Annotated in this window: 10 protein-coding genes and 1 pseudogene; 7 read left to right on the top strand and 4 right to left on the bottom strand. The window is 65.3% G+C overall.

The window, feature by feature from the left end; genetic code table 11:
* Positions 1–41: 41 nt before the first annotated feature.
* The 3 genes from ACETWP_RS14085 (at position 42) to ACETWP_RS14075 (ending at position 6,098) form a co-directional block, all read left to right on the top strand.
* Positions 42–1,610, top strand: coding sequence for a class I SAM-dependent DNA methyltransferase (locus ACETWP_RS14085; protein WP_373972928.1), 1,569 nt, complete (start codon positions 42–44; stop codon positions 1,608–1,610).
* Positions 1,611–1,612: 2 nt separating this feature from the next.
* Positions 1,613–2,731 carry a restriction endonuclease subunit S gene (locus tag ACETWP_RS14080; RefSeq protein WP_373972927.1) on the top strand — a complete coding sequence of 373 codons (1,119 nt, stop codon included), beginning with the start codon at positions 1,613–1,615 and terminating at the stop codon, positions 2,729–2,731.
* Positions 2,732–2,903: 172 nt separating this feature from the next.
* Positions 2,904–6,098: a type I restriction endonuclease subunit R gene (locus ACETWP_RS14075; RefSeq protein WP_373972889.1), complete on the top strand. Its 3,195-nt coding sequence runs from the start codon at positions 2,904–2,906 to the stop codon at positions 6,096–6,098.
* 243 nt (positions 6,099–6,341) lie between these two features.
* On the opposite strand, the gene ACETWP_RS14070 is transcribed toward ACETWP_RS14075, so the two are convergent.
* Both ACETWP_RS14070 and ACETWP_RS14065 read right to left on the bottom strand, forming a co-directional pair.
* On the bottom strand, positions 6,342–7,190 hold the full coding sequence (locus ACETWP_RS14070) for a zinc-ribbon domain-containing protein (RefSeq protein ID WP_373972926.1): 849 nt from the start codon (positions 7,188–7,190) through the stop codon (positions 6,342–6,344).
* A gap of 33 nt (positions 7,191–7,223) precedes the next feature.
* Positions 7,224–7,661 (bottom strand): annotated as a pseudogene (locus ACETWP_RS14065) (zinc-ribbon domain-containing protein); the annotation flags it as partial.
* A gap of 1,002 nt (positions 7,662–8,663) precedes the next feature.
* Between ACETWP_RS14065 and ACETWP_RS14060 the strand changes: the two are divergent.
* The 4 genes from ACETWP_RS14060 to ACETWP_RS14045 all read left to right on the top strand — a co-directional run bounded on the left by ACETWP_RS14060 (position 8,664) and on the right by ACETWP_RS14045 (position 11,428).
* Entirely contained in the window at positions 8,664–9,587 is a 924-nt protein-coding gene (locus ACETWP_RS14060; RefSeq protein WP_373972888.1) for a type I-E CRISPR-associated protein Cas7/Cse4/CasC, read from the top strand.
* 293 nt (positions 9,588–9,880) lie between these two features.
* Positions 9,881–10,498 carry a DUF433 domain-containing protein gene (locus ACETWP_RS14055; protein ID WP_373972887.1) on the top strand — a complete coding sequence of 206 codons (618 nt, stop codon included), beginning with the start codon at positions 9,881–9,883 and terminating at the stop codon, positions 10,496–10,498.
* Between the two features lie 8 nt (positions 10,499–10,506).
* Positions 10,507–10,950 (top strand): hypothetical protein, encoded by a 444-nt coding sequence (locus ACETWP_RS14050; protein WP_373972886.1) that lies wholly within the window; start codon positions 10,507–10,509, stop codon positions 10,948–10,950.
* A gap of 106 nt (positions 10,951–11,056) precedes the next feature.
* Entirely contained in the window at positions 11,057–11,428 is a 372-nt protein-coding gene (locus ACETWP_RS14045; protein ID WP_373972885.1) for a hypothetical protein, read from the top strand.
* A gap of 256 nt (positions 11,429–11,684) precedes the next feature.
* Here the strand turns inward: ACETWP_RS14045 and ACETWP_RS14040 are convergent, their stop codons facing one another.
* Positions 11,685–11,807, bottom strand: a complete 123-nt coding sequence (locus tag ACETWP_RS14040) for a hypothetical protein (RefSeq protein WP_373972884.1) — start codon at positions 11,805–11,807, stop codon at positions 11,685–11,687.
* A complete protein-coding gene (locus ACETWP_RS14035) occupies positions 11,804–11,959 on the bottom strand; it encodes a helix-turn-helix domain-containing protein (RefSeq protein WP_373972925.1) in 156 nt (51 codons plus the stop codon). Before ACETWP_RS14035 ends, ACETWP_RS14040 begins: the two co-directional genes overlap by 4 nt.
* Positions 11,960–12,802 lie beyond the last annotated feature (843 nt).

The raw sequence follows: 12,802 nt of genomic DNA, 5'->3' as shown, positions 1-12,802 counted from the left end.
CGAAGAAGCCCGCAGTGAAGCAGGACGCCCTGCCGAGCACCATGAAGGAGCTCAAGGACACCCTGTGGAAGGCCGCGGACAAGCTGCGCGGCTCCATGGACGCCTCCCAGTACAAGGACGTCATCCTGGGCCTGGTGTTCCTGAAATACGTGTCCGACGCGTTCACCGAGCGCCGCACGCAGATCGCCGCCGAGCTCGCCGCGGACGGGATGTCCGAGGGCCAGGTCGCGCAACTGATCGACGACACCGACGAGTACACCGGCCGCGGGGTCTTCTGGGTCTCCGAACACGCGCGCTGGGACTACCTCGCCCAGAACGCCAAGGGCCTGCCCGCGATGGACGGGCAGGCGCCTAAGAGCATCGGCGAGCTCATCGACGGGGCGATGGAGGCCGTCATGGCCGCCAACCCGTCGCTGGCCAGCACGCTGCCGCGGATCTTCAACCGGGACAATGTGGACCAGCGCCGGCTCGGCGAACTGCTGGACCTGTTCAACTCCGCCCGTTTCACCGGTCAGGGCACGGGCCGTGCCCGCGACCTGCTGGGCGAGGTGTATGAGTACTTCTTGGAGAAGTTCGCCAAGGCCGAGGGCAAGCGCGGCGGGGAGTTCTACACCCCCGCCGGCGTGGTCCGCGTGCTGGTGGAGGTCCTGGAGCCGACGCACGGGCGGGTGTACGACCCCTGCTGCGGGTCCGGGGGCATGTTCGTGCAGACTGAGAAGTTCCTGGACGCCCACCACGAGGACAGGACAGCGATTTCTGTCTATGGGCAGGAACTCAACGAGCGCACGTGGCGGATGGCGAAGATGAATCTGGCCATCCATGGGTTGAACGCCAACCTGGCGCCGCGCTGGGGCGACACGTTCGCCCGGGACCAGCACCCCGAGCTGCAGGCCGACTTCGTGATGGCCAACCCGCCATTCAACATCAAGGACTGGGCCCGCAACGAGTCCGATCCGCGCTGGCGCTACGGCGTCCCGCCGGCGAACAACGCCAACTACGCGTGGATCCAGCACATCGTCGCCAAACTAGCCCCGGGAGGGTCGGCCGGCGTGGTCATGGCGAACGGCTCCATGTCCTCAAATTCCGGCGGCGAAGGGCAGATCCGCGCCGAGCTGATTGAGGCGGACCTGGTCTCCTGCATGGTCGCTCTGCCGACCCAGCTGTTCCGCTCTACCGGCATCCCCGTGTGCACGTGGTTCTTCTCTAAGGACAAGACGGCCAGCGAACACGGCTCCGTGGACCGCACCGGCCAGGTGCTGTTCATCGACGCCCGGAACCTCGGCCACATGGTCGACCGGGCCGAACGCGCCTTGAGCGATGCGGACATCGCGAAGATCGCGGGCGCCTTCCATGCCTGGCGGGGCACGGCGTTGACCGACGGCAAGTACGAAGACGAGGCTGGGTTCTGCTATTCGGCCACCCTCGCGGAGATTAGGGCCGCGGACTACGCGCTCACCCCTGGCCGCTACGTTGGCGCGGCCGACGTCGAGGACGACGGCGAGCCCGTCGAGGAGAAGATCGAGCGGCTCAAGGCTGAACTGTTTACGCAGTTCAGTGAATCCGAACTCCTGGCGCAAGTTGTGCGCCAGCAGCTGGGGAGGGTGTCGTGAAAATGCCAGTGGGTTGGACCATGAAGCACCTGAGTGATGTCGTGGAGATACAGCGCGGGTTCGACCTGCCACATCACGCACGGCGTCCCGGGCCTTACCCAGTGCTGACTTCCGGTGATACAGGTGGCTTTCATGATGAAGGTCCGATCAAGGGGCCAGGTGTCACCATCGGCCGAGCGACAAATCTTGGTAGACCCAAGTGGTCGGGCGGAGATTTCTGGCCGCACAACACCACGTTGTTCGTTAAGGACTTCAAGGGCAATAACCCGCGATGGGTATTCCACCTTTTTGAGAACACGGACCTCGCGGGCTTCAACTCGGGATCGGTTCAGCCAATGCTCAACCGGAATTACATTGCCAAGGTTCCCATCGTCGTGCCTCCTCATTTCGCTCAGGACGCCATCTGCGAAGTCCTCGGCTCCCTCGACGAGAAGATCGCCGCTAACACGAAGCTCGCGGAAGCGCTCGCCACCATGGCCGAACTGCAATACAAGCTCTTAGCGGAGGAACCGCACGCAACAGTTCCCCTGAGCCAGCTCGTGCAAACTCAGTATGGCTTGACCACATCCGCCAGCAATGGCCCTGGACCGAAATTCTTGCGCGTTACAGACATCAATAAGAAACCATGGGTCCAATGGAGTACAGCTCCATATTGCTCCCCCACTGCGGACGAGTGGAACAAATACCGGACAAACTCTGGCGACATTCTGGTCGCTCGTATGGCGGACCCTGGCAAAGCCGCGTTCGTGGATGTTGGAGACCCAGCAGCCGTGTTTGCTTCCTATTTGGTTCGACTGAAAGCGCTCGATCCCACCAATGCACTCTTCATTTATCACTTTCTTCGGTCGCCTCAATACGAGGCATATGCGGAGGGGGCCATGCAGGGTTCCGTTCAGAAGAACATGAACGCCAGGGTCATCGTCGGGATCGACATGGACATGCCAGCTCGGGCAGCCATAGAACGGTTCAACGACGTCGTCTATCCGATTCGTGCGGCAATGCGAACTCTGCTCACTGAAAACGAGACACTGGCATCAATCCGTAATTCACTTCTGCCGCAGCTCATGTCCGGCAAGCTCCGGGTCAAGGATGCCGAAGCCCTCGTAAGGGTAGCCGTGTGAAGGCGTGGCCGGAATGGCATGCTTCGCACTCTGGCCAACCCAAGCGTTGCAAGCGACGCCTACAACACTGGCGGCGACAATGTTGCATACACTGTCTGCAACATGCACCCCCACGTAGTCCATGGAGGATAGATTCAGGTCAGGACCTAGTCCAAGGGGGACGACCACGAAAATGACACTCCAGACCAGCTTTACAGAGGCCGACTGGGAAAGCTTGGCTCTAGACCTGCTCGGTGAGAACGGTTGGCGGCCCAAGCACGGGGACGAAATCGCTCCTGGCACGGGTGACCGGGACTCGTGGGGCGAGTTGTTTATCCGACCCCGCCTGCTCGCTGCGCTGCGCCGCCTCAACGCTGGTGTCCCCGAGCAGTACCTGCAGCAGGCGTTGGCGGAGATCGCCGCGCCGTCCTCGCAGGACGCCATCGAGGAAAACCACCGCATCCACAAGATGCTGGTCGACGGCTACCGCCTGAGCTACTACGACTCTGACGGCACCGAGCAGAACCCGACCCTGCGCCTCCTGGGCACAGGCGAGACGGACAACGACTGGCTCGCCGTCAACCAGGTGACGCTCGTGGCAGGCGACTACCGACGCCGCTTCGACGTGGTGCTCTACTGCAACGGCATGCCCGTGAGCATCCTGGAGCTGAAGAAGGCCGGCTCGAAGACTGCCGACGTCGCGGCCGCGCACGCCCAGCTGCAGACGTACCTGCGGGAGTTCCCGATGGCGTTTCGCTTCTGTGTGTTCACGTTCGCATCTGATGGGCTTGAGGCGAAGTACGGGACGCCGTTCACGCCGCTGAACCACTTCTCGCCGTGGAACGTGGACGACGACGGCAAACCCGTCTCGGCCGACGCCACCTTCGACGGCGAGGCCGTCCTGCCTATCGAAACCGCCCTCTCCGGACTCTACAACCCCACCCGGTTCCTGCAACTCGTGGAGTCCTTCACCGCGTTCGACGCCGGGGCCGACGGCCTGCTCAAGCGCATCGCCAAACCCCACCAGTACTTCGCCGTCACCAAGGCCGTGGGGAGCACCATCGACGCGGTGCGCACCAACGGCAAGGCCGGCGTCGTGTGGCACACCCAGGGCTCCGGCAAGTCCATGGAGATGGAGCTTTACACCAACCGGGTCATGCGCCACCCGGCGCTGAAGAACCCGACCGTCGTCGTCATCACCGACCGCAACGAGCTCGACGGCCAGCTGTTCTCCGGGTTCTCCCGCTCGCAGCTGTTGCCGGACACGCCGAAGCAGATCCGCCGGCGCAGCGAGCTGCGCGAGGAACTCTCCGGCCGGATCACCGGCGGGATCTACTTCAGCACCTTGCAGAAGTTCGGACGAACCCAGGAGGAGAAGGACTCCGGCGCCGAGCACCCGCTGCTTAGCGACCGGAGGAACATCATCGTCATCGTCGACGAGGCACACCGCAGCCACTACGACGACCTCGACGGCTACGCCCGCCACCTGCGCGACGCCCTGCCGAACGCCACGCTCATCGCGTTCACCGGGACACCGATCTCCTTCGACGACCGCAACACGCGCGACGTGTTCGGCGAGTACATCGACATCTACGACCTTTCGCGGGCCGTCGAGGACGGCGCCACCGTGCCCGTGTACTTCGAGCCACGGCTCATCAAGGTGCAGCTTGCCGACGGCGTCACGCAGGAGGACCTGGACGCCGCAGCCGACGAGGCCACGGCCGGGCTGGACGACACGGAGCGTGCGCGGATCGAGCAGTCCGTCGCCGTCGTGAACGCCGTCTACGGCGCGCCGGAGCGGCTCGAGGAACTCGCGAAGGACCTGGTGGGGCACTGGGAGAAGCGCAGCGGCGTCGTCGCTCCGTTCATCGGCGACACCGCGGGTGCCCCGACGTTTGGCAAGGCCATGATCGTCGGCGGGACCCGCGAGATCTGCGCCAACCTGTACTCGGCGATCGTCGCGCTGCGGCCGGACTGGCACTCGGATGAGTTGGACAAGGGCAAGATCAAGGTCGTCTACTCCGGGACCGCCTCCGACGTACCGCCGGTCGCCGACCACGTGCGACGCGACTCGGCGAACAACGCGATCAAGGAGCGGCTTAAGGACCCGGGCGACGAGCTGGAGCTGGTGATCGTCAAGGACATGATGCTCACCGGGTTCGACGCCCCGCCGCTACACACCCTGTACCTGGACCGGCCGCTCAAGGGCGCGCTGCTCATGCAGACCCTCGCCCGAGTGAACCGGACGTTCCGCGGAAAGGCGGACGGCCTGCTGGTGGCCTACGCCCCGCTGGCGGAAAACCTGGCGAAGGCGCTGGCCGAGTACACGTCCACGGACCAGGAGAAGAAACCCGTCGGCAAGAACCTGGACGAGGCGGCGGCGCTGGCGCGGGAGCTCGTGGACCAGGTGCGCGGGCTGCTGGCCGGCTATGACTGGCGGGCCGAGCTCGCCAAACCCGGGCCCAAGTCGTTCCTCAACGCGGTGAGCGGCGCGGTCAACCACTTGCGCAGCCCGGCCACCCCTGGGAACGAGCCCGACGGCGAGGCTCCAACGCTGGCTGTCCGGTACCGTCAGGCTTCCGGGCAGCTCGCCCGGGCGTGGGCCCTGTGCTCCGGTTCCGGCGCACTGGAGGACCTGCGCCCCGAGATCCAGGTGTACGAGGAGATCCGCGTCTGGATGGGCAAGTACGACGCCGCGGACCGGCAGTCCCGCGGTGAGCCCGTGCCGGAGGAGATCCAGCGAATGCTCGGCCGGCTCATCGCGACGGCAACGGACGCGACCGGCGAGGTCCTGGACATCTACGAGGCCGCCGGCATGCCGAAGCCGTCGCTGAATGACCTGACGCCCGAGTTCATCACCAAGACGAAGAAAGCCAAGAACCCTCAGTTGGCAATCGAGGCGCTGCGCAAACTGGTCGCCGAGGAGTCCGCGAAGTCGACCCGGCACAACACCATCCGGCAACGGGCATTCTCCGAACGGATCACCGAACTGATGAACAAGTACACGAACCAGCAGCTGAGCTCGGCCGAGGTGATCGCGGAGCTCGTCGAGCTGGCGAAGGAGGTCGCCGCGGAAGCTGAGCGCGGGGCGCGCTTCACGCCGCCGCTAAACGAGGACGAGCTGGCGTTCTACGACGCCGTGGCGCAGAACGAATCAGCGGTGGAGCAGCAGGGCGAGGGAATCCTGGCCGAAATCGCACGCCAGCTGGTGACGATCATGCGCCGCGACGTCCGAACGGACTGGACGGTCCGCGAGGACGTGCGGGCCAAGCTCCGGTCCTCAATCAAGCGGCTGCTGGTCCTCAACGGGTACCCGCCGGACAAGCAACCCGAGGCGATCAAGCTGGTCATCGAACAGATGGAATCGATGGCCATGAAGGCGGCCTGAGCTCGAGAGCTTCAGTTCAGGATGGGGGAACACAGCGTCGCGCTCGATAACCTTGTAACCAGACAGGTCGTCGAGCGATTACCTGACGACAGTCTCTTCGATTGACAAGAAGGTCAGCACGTTTACGTCCTGAGAGTGGAAGGCTGGTCCTCCACTCTTGGTCTGCGCCGCTCCTCCGGCGCGCGGTGAAAGTCAGCCTCCAGAAACCAAGCGGCTCCGGGAGTTCTGGCTGTGCCCCTTCTTTTAGGTGGCTTCTCCGCAAGGTTCGGGATTGCCTGCAGGGTCCTCGCGGAGGCGACGGGTCAGTTCCGCGAAGATCTTCGCGGCTGTGTCCCCTAGTGCCTGCTCTCTTGCGGATTGGGGACCCGAATAGGGATGCCGGTGGTGGATCTCCACAATTCGCCGATCGTCCATGTCGAGTAACGCGAGCGGATGCTCCCGGACCCGGACGAGCACGTCGACAGCATCGCCGTCGACGATGAGCCTGCTTTTCCGCCGGTCCAGCCGCATCGCGTCGTCCCAGTGGTGCCTGTACCAGCCGTCGTACTCAATGCCGATCCGATATGCGCCCAACCCCGCCAGGATGTCTAAGGAGAGCGTGGGGTGCCTGACCGCGATCTGTATCGGCAGGATGGCTTCAACTCGCACATCGTCGAGCACGTCTCGAAGGGCGACTGCCAGCTCCTCCTGAGCCTTGGACGACCTGCGGCGGCAGTGCGGGCACCCGGAGCCTTTCACTGCGGCCGCGATCTGGGAGCGATGGCTGTGCCCGTCCGCGCAAAGCAAGTGGGCTTTCTGCCCACTGCCGGGCGAGTACTCCCAGGGAGACTTGTCGTTGCGTGCCCAGTCCCAACGCAGTCGGAAGGCCTCGACCATTCCGGCCGACGACTCCGGCTGCAGTATGCGGCCCGCGCACTGTTTGCATCCGACGCGCACCCGATCAGCGACACTCTGTCCGCGCGCCACATGCGTGCAGCGCTCGCAGCGCCACACGGCCTCGACTCCACTTGTGGCGGACAGCATGTCCGGAATGTGCGTGCCCTTGTGCGACGCGACGAATTCTCGGGCAATGTTCGGGAAGAGCTGACTCAAGGTGTTGACCCCGGGAGCAGTCCTGCCCGCGCACACCGGACAGCCGCGGTCCCCAGCCCGGCGCACGAGCGCGGTCGTCCAGCAGTGGCCACACTTGCGACAGCGCCAGTCAACCCGACGGCGGGACCCTGGCACGACCTCGTCCGGTCCAAACTCGTTGGTCGTCGCCCAGTCCGGCACAAGCCACGCAGCAACCGCCGCGACGGTATTCTTGCCGGGTACGGCCACGCGGTTGCTGCAGCAAGGGCACCCGCGGACGCGGTCAAAGCCGCTTCTTTGCTGCAGCTCGAACCGGCGCCGCGGAGACTGTCGCCACCCGAACCCACACTTGGCGCACGTCCACCGCACTTCCAGCCGTGATTGGGTCAGAACCGTGTCAAACGTGATTGGCGCCAATCCCCTGTTGGCCTCGACGTCCCATTCGGCGGCAACCCCCGGGCATGCCTCGATCAATCTTCTCTTTTTCCCCATACACGGGAGATTAATCCGGACGGCCGACAGTTTGGCTCCGCCGGTGGGTCGACTGGGCGGCGGCCGCGGGCAGACTTTCCCTAGGACCGTCAGTCAAGGCGCCGTTCCGCCCCCGCCGGACCCGCCAACAATCCCTGCGTGCGAAGCCGCAGTGCCAAGTCCACTTTGCCGTCGCAAGCACCTTCGCCCCGCGGCGGGCACGTAGCGGTACATCGTCAAGGAGACTCGACCGGACAATCGGACCAGAGGTGGCATCGCCTAGCGGGAGACCGGGAGCAAGCACGTCCGCGGGGTCGACGACGGGAACGTGGCCCGGGCACGGTCGACCGGTCCCGGTCAACCCGTGGGCTGGACGCCTTCGGGTTCGCAGTCGCTTGGTCTTTCACACCTGGCAGTTCGGTCCCGCAAGGGCCGGAGCCCGCACCGCGAGCCGCGGGCCGATGTCCACGGACATTGAGGCACCGGTCGATCCGTTGACTCGCGGGCTTGCCGTCCTCATTCACGGGGTCGACGAAAAGCGCAAGACGAGTCGGGCGGTAGGCACCCCGCACTCGGCGCGTGGTCCGACCCTGGCCGACCATCGCCAGTGGGTGCCTCACGATCCCGCAGTGTCCCCCCAGCTCGCCGGTTCCGGCGCCGCGTGCCCAGAGCACCGTATTCGCCCACCTAACCGCGTTGTCCTCGGGCGCAAAACAAACGCATAAGGACGCCCGAATGAGACGGACCCGCCCGGCCGACCATCCGCACAGACGAGAAGAATTGGCGGTGCGTATACGCGCGTTTCCGCACAGAGGATCAACCGGAGAAGGCAGGTGGTGAGACGGCGCCGGAGCCGGCACTCTCAACGGTGGCCGGTCATCAGACTGGCATCGGCTTCGCCCTTCAAGACCACCAATTCGGTTCCGGAGTGGAGAAGTCGACAACCCGCGGTCCCCCGAGGATCCGTCCGCGCACGCTGGCGGGCCCACGAGGACCGCGAACACCGAAAGAGAAGGAATCCCCATGCGTTACCTGACCCTCCACATCATCACCCCCGCGTTGTGGTCTGACCTGGACCGCAACGACCCGGGCGCACCCCGTCGGGAGACGGTCGCCGGTGCCGTCCGGGAAGTCCTGTCCGGCGAGTCGCTCGAGCGGGGTATCCGCGCGCAGTTTGAGGACGCCTCCGCCGTCGGCGAACGCGTCGGCCCCGCCAACGAGGGCAACGCACGCGAGGACAACCTGTTCGACACCGAAAAGCACGCACGATCGACGGACACCTCGCTCAGCGCGACGAACATCGAAACGGCCGCCGCCACGATCGCAGGACCGCGGGCCGGAACGTTCAGCGGCGGTGAGCGCACGGGATCCCTCGCCGCCGCGTCCTTCGGCCGCACCTACTCGGACGCCCCCGACCAGTCCACCGTGCCGGCCATCGCCGTGTCCCCCGCCGTGTCCACCCACCAGCCGGACCCGGAGCCCCGCGGCTCCACCTTCAGCTCGACCTTCACCTCCGGCGTCTTCTACCGCTCGGTCACCATCGACCGCACGCAGCTGCACGCCAACTGGTCCCCGGCCGGGCCCGGTGACGCCGCCGGTGAGCTCGCCGCCATGGTCATGGCCCTCGTGTACGCCGTGCCCGCCTGCGATCGGAGCGAGAACCGCCCCTTCACCTCCGCGCCCCTCCTCGTCCTGGCCGAGGAGCAGCACCAGCCGTTCGCGTACAGCTTCGACCCCCCGGTTCGCGCCGCTGAGCTCGGCGGCTACGGCGGCCCCACCCTGGCGTCCCTGCGCCGGCAGCGCGAGACCGCCCTGCGCCTCCGCAGCCACAACTTCGGCCTGGCCGCCGTCGCCGGCACCGCCGACGGACTCGCACACCTGCAGGCCACCGAAGGACCCCTCCAGAGCCTGGTGGACACCGTAGTCGACGGGATCCTCAAGCACTAGCTGGCACGAGGTCCCTCAGGTTGTGGAGGGCACGATCTCGGGCCACTCTGTCCCAGCGCCCCGTCCGGTGGGATCCGGGCGGGGCGATGCCATCGTGGCATGGGAGCGCCAGTCCGCCCCCGCTCGTTCCACCGGACGTCGTCCTTGGAGGTCTCGCTCTGGCGCCGCCACCCCGGACCCTTCGCCATGGCCGTGAGCTGCGTCAGGTGAGGAAGCGGCGAGGCCGCCCACGGCGCGGCTAGTAGGCCGCGGCCGGCAGGAGGGGCAGAATGTCGATGACGAGGGGGTGCTTCATGGCATTCGATGTCCGCATGGCGGCTGTGCTGACTGGCACGACCGTTTCGCAACTGCGCCGTTGGCGTCGCGAAGACGTATTCGAGCCGGAAGTTCCGCCGGCGGACGGCGGTGGCCTTCAATATTCGTACAGGGACCTGATGGCCCTGCGAACGATCGCCTTCCTTCGCGCGAAAATCTCCCTACAGCGCATCCGCCTGGCGCTTTCTGTACTGCGAAAGCTTTCGTACGATGAGCACCTCTCGGCCTATAAGTTCGGGGCGGATAGTCGAAGCGTCGTTCTGGCAGATGAAGATGGAAACCACATCGAACTCGTCGGGCAGCCCGGTCAGCTTCGGATGTTCACCTTCGGAGAGATCTTTGCCCCATTCACCAACCTTCATGGCGACAACGTCGTGCCCTTTCAGAGGCCGATGCCGCACCTAGAGGTAGATGCGGACAAGATGGGCGGCTGGCCCACGATCGCAAACACTCGTGTCGCATTCGACGCCGTCGCGGGCATCGTTGACGGTGACACGATCACGGTTGATCAGGTTAGCCACTTCTTTCCGACCGTCACTACGGCAGCCGCACAGGATGCCATTCGGTTCGACGACATGGTGCGTGCAGCCCGATGAGATTCTTCATGGACGAAAACTTTGCAATACAGGTCAGTTCGCACCTTAAGAACATGTTGCCCTCGCACCAGTTCCTGACGACCAATGAGCTTGGTTTAGAGGGAGAAAAGGACCTTCAGCTTTTTCCGAAGCTCAAGAATCTTGAGATCGACGCGATCGTCACGCACGATTTGCGTCATATGGAGGACGCCGATGAAACGATGAGCTTGTTTGAAAACAACATGCACTGGATTGGCATGAAGCAGACCCGTCAAGGGACTGCGGGCGTGACCGCAATTGCGCTTCAGAGTGCTGCGCTCCTGTCGGCTTTGCCCATGATCTTGGGTGACTGGAGGACGGAGCCCACCATGTACAAGGTCATAGGAATACAGCGCGCTCCGCAAGACCGCTTCAGGGCGCGCGCTCTGAGCGACGTGGTTCGGACCCACGCATTGCGGCGGGCAAGAACTTAGCATCGTTGCACCAAGGCGCACTTGGCGAACTCCGATACCAGCGGCCGGCGCCCTCGAACACATCAGCTGTTCAAGGCGTCGTCCCAATCCCGCGAAAGGGGGCTCGATGTCTAACGCCCCGGAACCACCCGTCGTGTCCTCCCCAATGCCCGGCAACCGAGAGACCGTCGAGCGGTTGCGCCGGTACCTTCCAGACGCGATTGTCGCCTCGCTCGCGGGAACGCAGGACCCCGCCCAAGTCACCCGGTGGGCCAGAGGCACCGCCCCACCGCCGGAAGCATCAATTGAACGTCTGCGGTTCGCCCTGGACACGGCCGACAAGATGGCGTCCGGGATGTCGGTGACGATCGCGGCGTCCTGGCTGGTCACGGCCAACGCGCAGCTCGGCGGAGTGCTGCCGGTCCGGGCCATCCGCGAGGGGCGCCTCGGTGACGTTGCCGACGCCTGCAGCGCGTTCTTGGACGGCTACGCGGGCTGACAGGCAGGCCGGCCCGGACGAGAATGGGCAAAACAGGACGGGTAAGGGGGCTCGGCATGGCAAGGGGCACGGAAGATCTTCCGCCCGGTGGGCTTGGAGGCCCCCGGGAATGCCCCGCGCCGCGGCAGGTCCAGCGGTGGCAGGTGCAGCAGGCGGCTGCCCGTCTGAAGATCATCCTGGACGATCAGTTGGGCCGGGAGACTCCCGAGTTCGTGCGGTGGATCGCCCGTGGACACCATAATCCGGACAGTGGGTCCTAGCCCCGGTGCCGGTTCCTGTCCCGCGCATCGCGGTCCCGGCGCGTGGGCGCCCAGACCGCGTAGAAGAGGAACGCGACCGCGGTCAGGCACACCAGGCCGGCTGCGTCCTGGGAGCTCACGTGGCGGCCACCATTGCGTCCTGGCCCACGGGTACGCCGGTTCCGGCAACCGGGGCGGGCCGGCGGCGCTCCAAGTAGCGGTAAACGGTGGAGCGGGTGACCCCGAGCGACTCACCGATCTGCGCGGGCGTGTACTCCCCGCCGTCGGCCAGCTGGTGGAGGTGAGGATCATGTCGCGCCCACGTTTACCTAGGGATGGGACGAGGCAGTCCCCGGTCTTCGGGACAACGGATCACGGGGGAACCGTTGCGCGGAAGGGTGTCGTGGTCCACGGCCCGCGCCGGACCATCCGAGTTGCACAAGACGCTCACCGGAGGCATCAGCCAGCGGGACAGGACGGCGCCACGATCCAGCAAGAACAAATCCGGCCGGACAAAGTATTCTGCCAGCGACTGGGCACCGCCACGTGAAGCATAACGGAACCCTTTTCCACGTTGTGGAGTGACCACACGAAGTTGGAGGAGGCGCGGGCCCCGTCCCGTGCACGGCGCCAGCGATCTCGCCGGGTTGGGAATCTCGGAAGTCATGCGTGCAAAACCCGGTGATCACTGGTCCCGTGCGCGCTTCTGGCGCATTAGCGCTGGCCGGAAACAGCATGGAAGCAACCACCTCGCGCTCGTTCGTTGGCTCGCACGAACCGGCACGGTCCACCGCAGAGGACGAACCCGGTCTCGAATACGCGGCCACCGTAGACGACGAGTTCGGCGATTGGACGGGCTTCGGGGCAGTCCAATCCGCGAAGTGACACCCGTCGACGATCCGGGCGCATAGAGGACCCACGAACCGCCGAGTTGGCGGTCCAGACGTCGGACCACGTGCGGTAGTCGGACGGCCACGCTCGCCTGCTAAACGCATGCGAATCCGGACGAACGACCATCTGGCCTCCACTACGGCAGGGAAGTCCTGCTGAAGCGAACCGGGCCCTCAGGGTGCACGGCCAGCATAGAGGTCACCCACCAGGTGATCGCTCCGTATTCGAACAACCGAACCAAGGA

The sequence above is a fragment of the Arthrobacter halodurans genome (assembly GCF_041877255.1).
Taxonomy (GTDB): Bacteria; Actinomycetota; Actinomycetes; order Actinomycetales; family Micrococcaceae; genus Arthrobacter_N; species Arthrobacter_N halodurans.
This window is presented reverse-complemented; position numbering and strand designations above follow the sequence as displayed.

Excerpts from the sequence above, each read along its gene's own strand:
- ACETWP_RS14085 (WP_373972928.1), top strand. The coding sequence starts at position 42 with ATGAAGGAGCTCAAGGACACCCTGTGGAAGGCCGCGGACAAGCTGCGC.
- ACETWP_RS14080 (WP_373972927.1), top strand. The coding sequence starts at position 1,613 with ATGCCAGTGGGTTGGACCATGAAGCACCTGAGTGATGTCGTGGAGATA.
- ACETWP_RS14075 (WP_373972889.1), top strand. The coding sequence starts at position 2,904 with ATGACACTCCAGACCAGCTTTACAGAGGCCGACTGGGAAAGCTTGGCT.
- ACETWP_RS14060 (WP_373972888.1), top strand. The coding sequence starts at position 8,664 with ATGCGTTACCTGACCCTCCACATCATCACCCCCGCGTTGTGGTCTGAC.
- ACETWP_RS14055 (WP_373972887.1), top strand. The coding sequence starts at position 9,881 with ATGGCATTCGATGTCCGCATGGCGGCTGTGCTGACTGGCACGACCGTT.
- ACETWP_RS14050 (WP_373972886.1), top strand. The coding sequence starts at position 10,507 with ATGGACGAAAACTTTGCAATACAGGTCAGTTCGCACCTTAAGAACATG.
- ACETWP_RS14045 (WP_373972885.1), top strand. The coding sequence starts at position 11,057 with ATGTCTAACGCCCCGGAACCACCCGTCGTGTCCTCCCCAATGCCCGGC.